4 protein-coding genes are annotated in these 6907 nt (G+C 33.7%); 2 read left to right on the top strand and 2 right to left on the bottom strand.

The window, feature by feature from the left end; genetic code table 11:
- Positions 1–176: 176 nt before the first annotated feature.
- Together G3A47_RS15350 and G3A47_RS15345 are read right to left on the bottom strand one after the other, a co-directional pair.
- Positions 177–1754 carry a RagB/SusD family nutrient uptake outer membrane protein gene (locus tag G3A47_RS15350; RefSeq protein WP_166923858.1) on the bottom strand — a complete coding sequence of 526 codons (1578 nt, stop codon included), beginning with the start codon at positions 1752–1754 and terminating at the stop codon, positions 177–179.
- 10 nt (positions 1755–1764) lie between these two features.
- Complete coding sequence (locus tag G3A47_RS15345) at positions 1765–4788, bottom strand: SusC/RagA family TonB-linked outer membrane protein (protein WP_166923856.1); 3024 nt, start codon at positions 4786–4788, stop codon at positions 1765–1767.
- Between the two features lie 271 nt (positions 4789–5059).
- Here G3A47_RS15345 and G3A47_RS15340 point away from each other — a divergent pair, with 271 nt between their 5' ends.
- Both G3A47_RS15340 and G3A47_RS15335 read left to right on the top strand, forming a co-directional pair.
- Positions 5060–6112: a sensor histidine kinase gene (locus G3A47_RS15340; protein WP_166923854.1), complete on the top strand. Its 1053-nt coding sequence runs from the start codon at positions 5060–5062 to the stop codon at positions 6110–6112.
- On the top strand, positions 6102–6803 hold the full coding sequence (locus G3A47_RS15335; RefSeq protein ID WP_166923852.1) for a LytR/AlgR family response regulator transcription factor: 702 nt from the start codon (positions 6102–6104) through the stop codon (positions 6801–6803). Before G3A47_RS15340 ends, G3A47_RS15335 begins: the two co-directional genes overlap by 11 nt.
- Positions 6804–6907: the final 104 nt, after the last annotated feature.

The raw sequence follows: 6907 nt of genomic DNA, 5'->3' as shown, positions 1-6907 counted from the left end.
GTCTCTTCAAATTTCCCTGCGCTTTTATAGCTGATATCAGGTATTGTTTCTAAAGCACTTTTCATTTCTTTTCTTTTATACTTTTTACCATTTTGGTTTTTGAAATGGTACAAGCAACTTGCGCTACCTATACCATTTACTAACCAAACTTAATATTCTCTAACTTTTATTTTCTTTTAGAAATTCGGACCTGTAGTATCCCACCAAAGTCTTGTGGCTCCATTATCTGCTCCACCCAGTTTAGTGATTCCGGTTTGAACACCGCCGCTGTTAAGTGCTTTTTCAGAATCAGCAAAAGGTAATCTTCTAACTCCTAAATTAGTATCAATGATTCCTCCACTTTTATTATTACTGATCGGGAACAATTTTGGATACCCGGTTCTTCTAAATTCAGTCCAGGCTTCTTGTCCTTCCGGATAATTAGCAATCCATTTTTGTGTAATAATTTTTTGCAGTTTAATTTCTTTAGTTGCAGCCTCATCCCAAGCTACCGTAACTTTATTAACAGCAGCAATATTATTTGTACTTGCCAAACGATCCACATAATCTTTAGGCATTTTAACATTATTAGCCAAATAGGTATCAGCTCCGGACACTCCAAATTGATCAAAAGAAGCCTTAATACCTGCTTCATATAATCCTTTAGCTGTTCCTCCCATATTCCATCCTCTCAAAACACCTTCAGCTCTTAAGAAGTAAACTTCAGCAGTAGTCATCCAAACACTTCCTCCACTTTTGGTAACTGAACCAGTTCTTGAAGTTGCATTATAAAATTGATTAGTTGGATAAATAATACCTGTTCGTACTCCAACATATTCTCCAGGAAATTGCGTAGAGGTAGCAAAGAATTTTCCAACTCTTGGGTCATCGTATCCTAATAAAATAGATTCCATATCTGCTCCCATATTCAAACCTGCCCAAACATGACTTATTACATCAATTGGATTAAGATTCTGTGGAGATCTTACTGTCATCACATCCTCATTAGTAGTCATAACTCCTAATTCATGACTAACCGCTTTTTCCGCTTCCGTTTTAGCTAAAGCCGGACTAACTTTTGCGATATGTATAGCCATTCTTAAACGTAGCGAATTAGCATATTTTACCCATTTTTGGTAGCTTCCTTTGTAATCCGTTAAATCCGTTTTCTTAAACTGTTGGTCTTCTCCTGACTTTACTCTTGCAGTTAAATCTGCTACCGCTACATCTAAATCTTTAAACATTTGAATATAAACCTGCTCTTGTGAATCATATTCAATAGGCACTGTAGTTTTTCCGTGCTGAGAATATATAACCGGTCCGTACATATCTGTTAATCTTTGCATCGATGCAACTTTAAAGATCAACGACCAAGCATAAAACTGATCGGCTTTACCTTTAGCAGCCAAACCAATTTTTCTAACATTACTCATTAAATTAAGGTAACCATCATCCCAAGGAGTACTGGTCCAACCTGAATTTAGTGCATAATCATGATTATTAAACCCTCCAAACACCACCGGTGTTGTCAAATAACCTGACCACATATCAGCATTTAAATTTTGTTGCACTTGGTATTGCCAAGTTACATCGACAATTAAAAATCTATTAAAAATTGGTGCAAACAAACTTCTAATATGATTATTATCTTGTTTTAATTCCTCTTCAGTAAATCCATTAGGGTTACTATTTATCTCCTCGAAATTATCGGTACAACTAAAAGTTGCGAGTAAAGAAAGACAAATTGCAGTTCTTTTTATTTTATTTGATATCATGATTATTAGATTAGAAAGTTAAGTTTAAATTAAGACCAATACTTCTTGTAGATGGCAATCCATAAATATCAACACCTTGCAAACCTTGACCTGTACTTAATGCAACATTTGGATCAAAAGGAGCGTCTTTATATATAAAGAATAAATTTCTAGCAATTAATGAGATGTTTGCAGATTGCAAAAATGGAAGTGATTTAGGGTTAAAAGTATAACCTATCGAAACCTCTCTAACGCTTACATTCGTAGCATCGTATACATACTCACCTGAAGCACCATTTCTACCGGCAACATTAGAATAATAAGCTTGTGCATCCATTGTAGAAATAGGAGCACCTGTAACAGCATTAACACCATTTACCTTAACTCCACCTGCATTTCTGGCATCTCCTGTTGCTTTAGAAACTCCATTAAAATCGTTTATAGCCTCAGTCAAACTCAATACATCTCCGCCAAAACGACCATCAATTAATATACTTGCAGTAAAGGCACCGTATTTAAATGTATTCGAAAGACCTAGCAAAAAGTCAGGATTCGCATTACCAACCTCTTCAAAATCAGGATTTCTTTGTACTGTACCGTCAGCATTAATTAATATTCTTCCTTGAGCATCTCTCTTTAAATTAATTCCTTCAATTACTCCAAAAGGTCTTCCTTCAATAATAGAATATCGATAAGTATTGTTACCTGAAGGTGTCAAAATAATACGTCCACCATCAGTTGGTATATCTTTAACTACGTTTTTATTTTGAGAATAATTTACTGTCGCATCCCAAGAAAATTTATCTCCCTTAACAATACCGGCATTTAACATAAGCTCAAAACCTTCATTTTGAATTTCTCCTGCATTGATTGCGAAATTGCTGAATCCTTGTCCGCTTGAAGTTTCAGCAGGAACTTGTACCAATTGGTTCTTTGTTTTTGATTTGTAGTACGAAAGTTCAAAGCCTAATCTATTATTAAACATTCTCCATTCTGTACCTAACTCAATTTCAGATTTTAATTCCGGTTTTAAAGTCTGACCTGCTCTAGGACCTACTCTAGGTATGGTTACAACACCTCCGGTTATAGTATAAGAAGGAGTTGTTAATTGTGATGGAATATCGTTACCAACCTGAGCAAAAGTAGCACGTACTTTTCCAAAATTAACAAAACTTGGCATTGTTACCATTTCGCTTAAGATCCCCGTTAAACCCACAGAAGGATAGAAGAAACTTAAACTTTCTGTATTTACCAAAGTAGATGACCAATCATTTCTGGCTGCCACATCTAAGAACAAATAATCCTTGTAACCAAAACTGGTAGTAGCAAATACAGATTGTACTTCTCTGCTAGCGCCATTCTGTACATTTGAGAAATTATCTGAAAAATTCCCTAATGTAAACCAGTTTGCTTTAGCTAACCCTTCTCCACGACCAGAATCTAAAACATATCCATTCGACTTAGCATTATTAATACTGATCCCGAATGTAGAATTAAATGAAATACTATCAGAAAAGTTTGTATCAATTCTTCCTATTAAGTCAGCATATCTTTGAATCGCAACAACATTCGTATTAATATACCTTCCTGTTATAGGCACTAAAGCCAAATTTGAAGTCGCATACATTTTTTTCTCAAATCCATTTTCTGCGCGATTATAACTAAATCTTGAGCTTAAACGAAACCATTTCGCAACCTCATAATCCAAAGCGATAGCTCCATTAAAAAAACTACTAACATCTTCTGATTTATTTTTGTTAATTAACCAGTAAGGATTTTGATAATATTCTGAAACCGGGAAAGGATAATTCTGAGCCATTAGGTTTCTAACCGGGTCATAAATCTCGTAGTTTTTCAAATTATTAAAATCATATCCTCTTGGATGCTCGTAAACACTTGTTAGCGGATTAAAGTATAATCCATTAATAGGTCTGTTGTCAATATTTTGAACAACATAATTTCCTGTTACTGCAATATTTAATTTGTTGTCAAAAAATGTTGAAGTTTGACGAATACCAAAGTTATTTTTCTTCAAATGATTTCCTGGCATTACCCCGGAAGCATCAGTATTTGCATAAGTAAGAGATGTCGAAGCTCCTTCTGTTCCTTTACTGAAAGCAAAAGAGGTAATTTGAGTAACTCCAGTATCAAAAAAGCCTTTTACGTGATCATCAGATTTTCCTTTAGCTCCCCAGCTTACAGTTGCTCCTGGCGCTGCTACGTAATCTGTTTGAAATTTAGGCAGATAAGCTGCACTTTCAAATGTAGTTACTGAATTAACATTAAATACTTCTTTTCCAACCTTAGCTTTTTTAGAAGATAATAATATTACTCCATTTGCACCTTGGCTACCATATAATACAGATGCTGCTGCCCCTTTAAGAACAGTTACTCCTTCATAATCATCCGGATTTATTAAAGATACAACGTCTCCCCCGTCTTTATTACCACCGGCAGTATCTCCAAAAGCCTCATTTGGCTGACCACCTCCTGTATTAGCCAATGGAATACCATCGATTACATAAAGCGGCTGTGTATTTGCAAATGAAGAGTTACCTCTAATCAATACTTTAGTTGAACCACCTGTACCTGCTGAACTTTTTGTAATAGCTACACCGGCAATTTTACCGGCCATTGTATTAACAAGGTTAGCGTCTTTAACTCTGGTCAATTCTTCAGCTTTCAACTCCTGAGTAGAATATGTCAACGATTTTTTAGCTTTTTTAATCCCTAACGAAGTCACAACAACCTCTGTAAGTGCATTTGATGCTGCGAGTTGTAGTTTTACATTAATTGTAGTAGCATCTCCTACAACTATCGCTTGAGTCTCAAGACCTACATATGTAAAAAGCAATGTTTGCCCTTTTTGCACGTCAATTGCATACAGCCCGTCAAAATCGGAAGTAGTTCCTTTTTGACTTCCCTGTACTGCAATGGATGCCCCTGGTAACGGCAACCCATCAGAATCTGTAATCACTCCTTTGATATTTTTTACCTGAGCAAGTGAAACTTGCGCTGTAAAAGCCATCATAAAGATTAAGAAAATTTTTTTCATGTTTATATTTTTTGTTAGTTATGGTGTAAATTTATTCTTAAGGCATTGTTAAAAAAAATAATTTATACAAACAGCTATAAAGTTTAAACCAACGACAATAAACATTCAATAATGTGCTATGCGAAAACGTTTTCCTATAGAAATAACCAACTATTTTATATTTATAATAAAATTTTGTGTAAAAAAATTGTGTTTTATCCTGCAATTGTTTAAAGTTGCACAATATTTATAAGAGTAAGAATATACGTCATTAACCCTTTAAAAAATAAAGTTGAGCGAAATCCGAAAGTTAAAATTCGATATTAAACTTCAAAATCATATTTGGTTTTGGGGAGGTTATTTTACCCTTAATTTTTTAAGATGGGGTGCTTACTTCAATGATTACTCTTACTCGTTCAAATCAAACCTTATTGAATTCTCGTTACATATTCCTTTGGTTTATTTTAATCTCTTTGTTTTAGTCCCAAGACTTGTTTTAAAACAGAAATACATACAATATACCTTTTCCTTAATATTAAGTTTGTTTGCCATCTATTTAATAAAGACTGCTCTTACTTATTATATCATATCCGAAGACATCTGGCCGGAAGCCAATCGCGAATACCATCCTTTTGACATCAATCATATACTGGCAGTTTGTATTGGTGAACTATATGTACTTGCTATGGCCTCTTCTGTTTACCTGACTTTAACCTGGTTGCGTGAACGCGAAAGAAACCGATCGTTGAGAGAGAATCAATTTAAAATCAAATTAAAATATCTTGAAAATCAGATTCAGCCGCACTTTTTCTTTAATACCTTAAACAACCTATACGCTTTATCTTTAGAATCCTCCGACAAGGTTCCGGATGTGATTATCAAATTATCTCATTTGATGGAATATGTATTGTATGATGTAAAAGGAACCAAACTCGTTCCGCTGATAAAAGAAATAGACTATATTCAAAATTATATTGAAATTGAAAAATTACGTCTGGCGAATGTAGAGGTCACCATCAATCTGGAATCTGAGATTGAAGATATTGTGCTTCCTCCGTTAATATTCATTTCATTGGTAGAAAATGCTTTTAAACATGGAGGCCCAAACAATCGAAACTTAAAAATCAAAATCAATTGTAAAGTAATCGACAATAAAATATTGGATTTTGAAATCTTAAATAATTTTGTAATTTCACACCATCATAATTCAAAAGGAGGTATCGGATTAGCGAATACTAAAAAGAGGCTGAAATTAATTTATAAAAATGATTTCAGTCTAACGCATACAACTAAGCTGAATTACTATATAATCCGTTTGCAAATACCTATTTATAATGAAAATTAAATGCGTGTTGATTGATGATGAACCATTAGCAATCAAAGTACTGCAAAATTATTTCACTAATTTTACAGACTTTGAAGTTATCGGAACATTCAATAACTCTTTGGAAGCACTGGATTTTATAAACAGTACTTCTGTCGATGCTGTCTTTCTGGACATCAACATGCCTATGATGACCGGTTTTGAACTAATTAGTTTAATTGAAACCAAAACCAAAGTAATCATTACCACTGCCTTTAGAGAATTTGCTGCCGAAAGTTATGACCTTGATGTATTAGATTATTTAGTTAAACCTATTCCGCTACCCAGGTTTATAAAATGCATTAACAAGATCACCACCGAATACAATCTAAAAAACAATATTAAAGTAGAAACCGCCAAAGGGGACTCTCATATTTTTATCAAGGTCGATAAAAAAATGATGAAAATTAATATTGAGGAAATTTTATTTGTAGAAGGAATGAAAGAATACATAAAAGTAGTCACTCCGGATAAAACATATATTACTCATAAATCTTTAACTTCCCTATCTGAAGAATTACCTTCTGATCGCTTTCTGCGTATTCATAAATCGTATGTTATTGCTTTAAATAAAGTAAAATCTATTGAAGGTAATCGCATTCAGATACAATCTTACACCATTCCAATTGGCCGAAATTACAGCAAAGAAGTAAAAAACAGGATTTTAGAATAAAACAGCTGTAGAAAGGTCATTCCTAAGAAACATAAAAATTAACACTTTGTTGAAAAAATAGTGTTGTTGGTTTAAATTTAACATTATTTGTGGCTTTTTATTTT

Source organism: Flavobacterium poyangense (assembly GCF_011751075.1).
GTDB lineage: Bacteria > Bacteroidota > Bacteroidia > Flavobacteriales > Flavobacteriaceae > Flavobacterium > Flavobacterium poyangense.
This window is presented reverse-complemented; position numbering and strand designations above follow the sequence as displayed.

What these genes read in the sequence shown, in the direction of transcription:
- G3A47_RS15350 (WP_166923858.1), bottom strand. Translation starts at nt 1,754, where the DNA reads ATGATATCAAATAAAATAAAAAGAACTGCAATTTGTCTTTCTTTACTC.
- G3A47_RS15345 (WP_166923856.1), bottom strand. Translation starts at nt 4,788, where the DNA reads ATGAAAAAAATTTTCTTAATCTTTATGATGGCTTTTACAGCGCAAGTT.
- G3A47_RS15335 (WP_166923852.1), top strand. Translation starts at nt 6,102, where the DNA reads ATGAAAATTAAATGCGTGTTGATTGATGATGAACCATTAGCAATCAAA.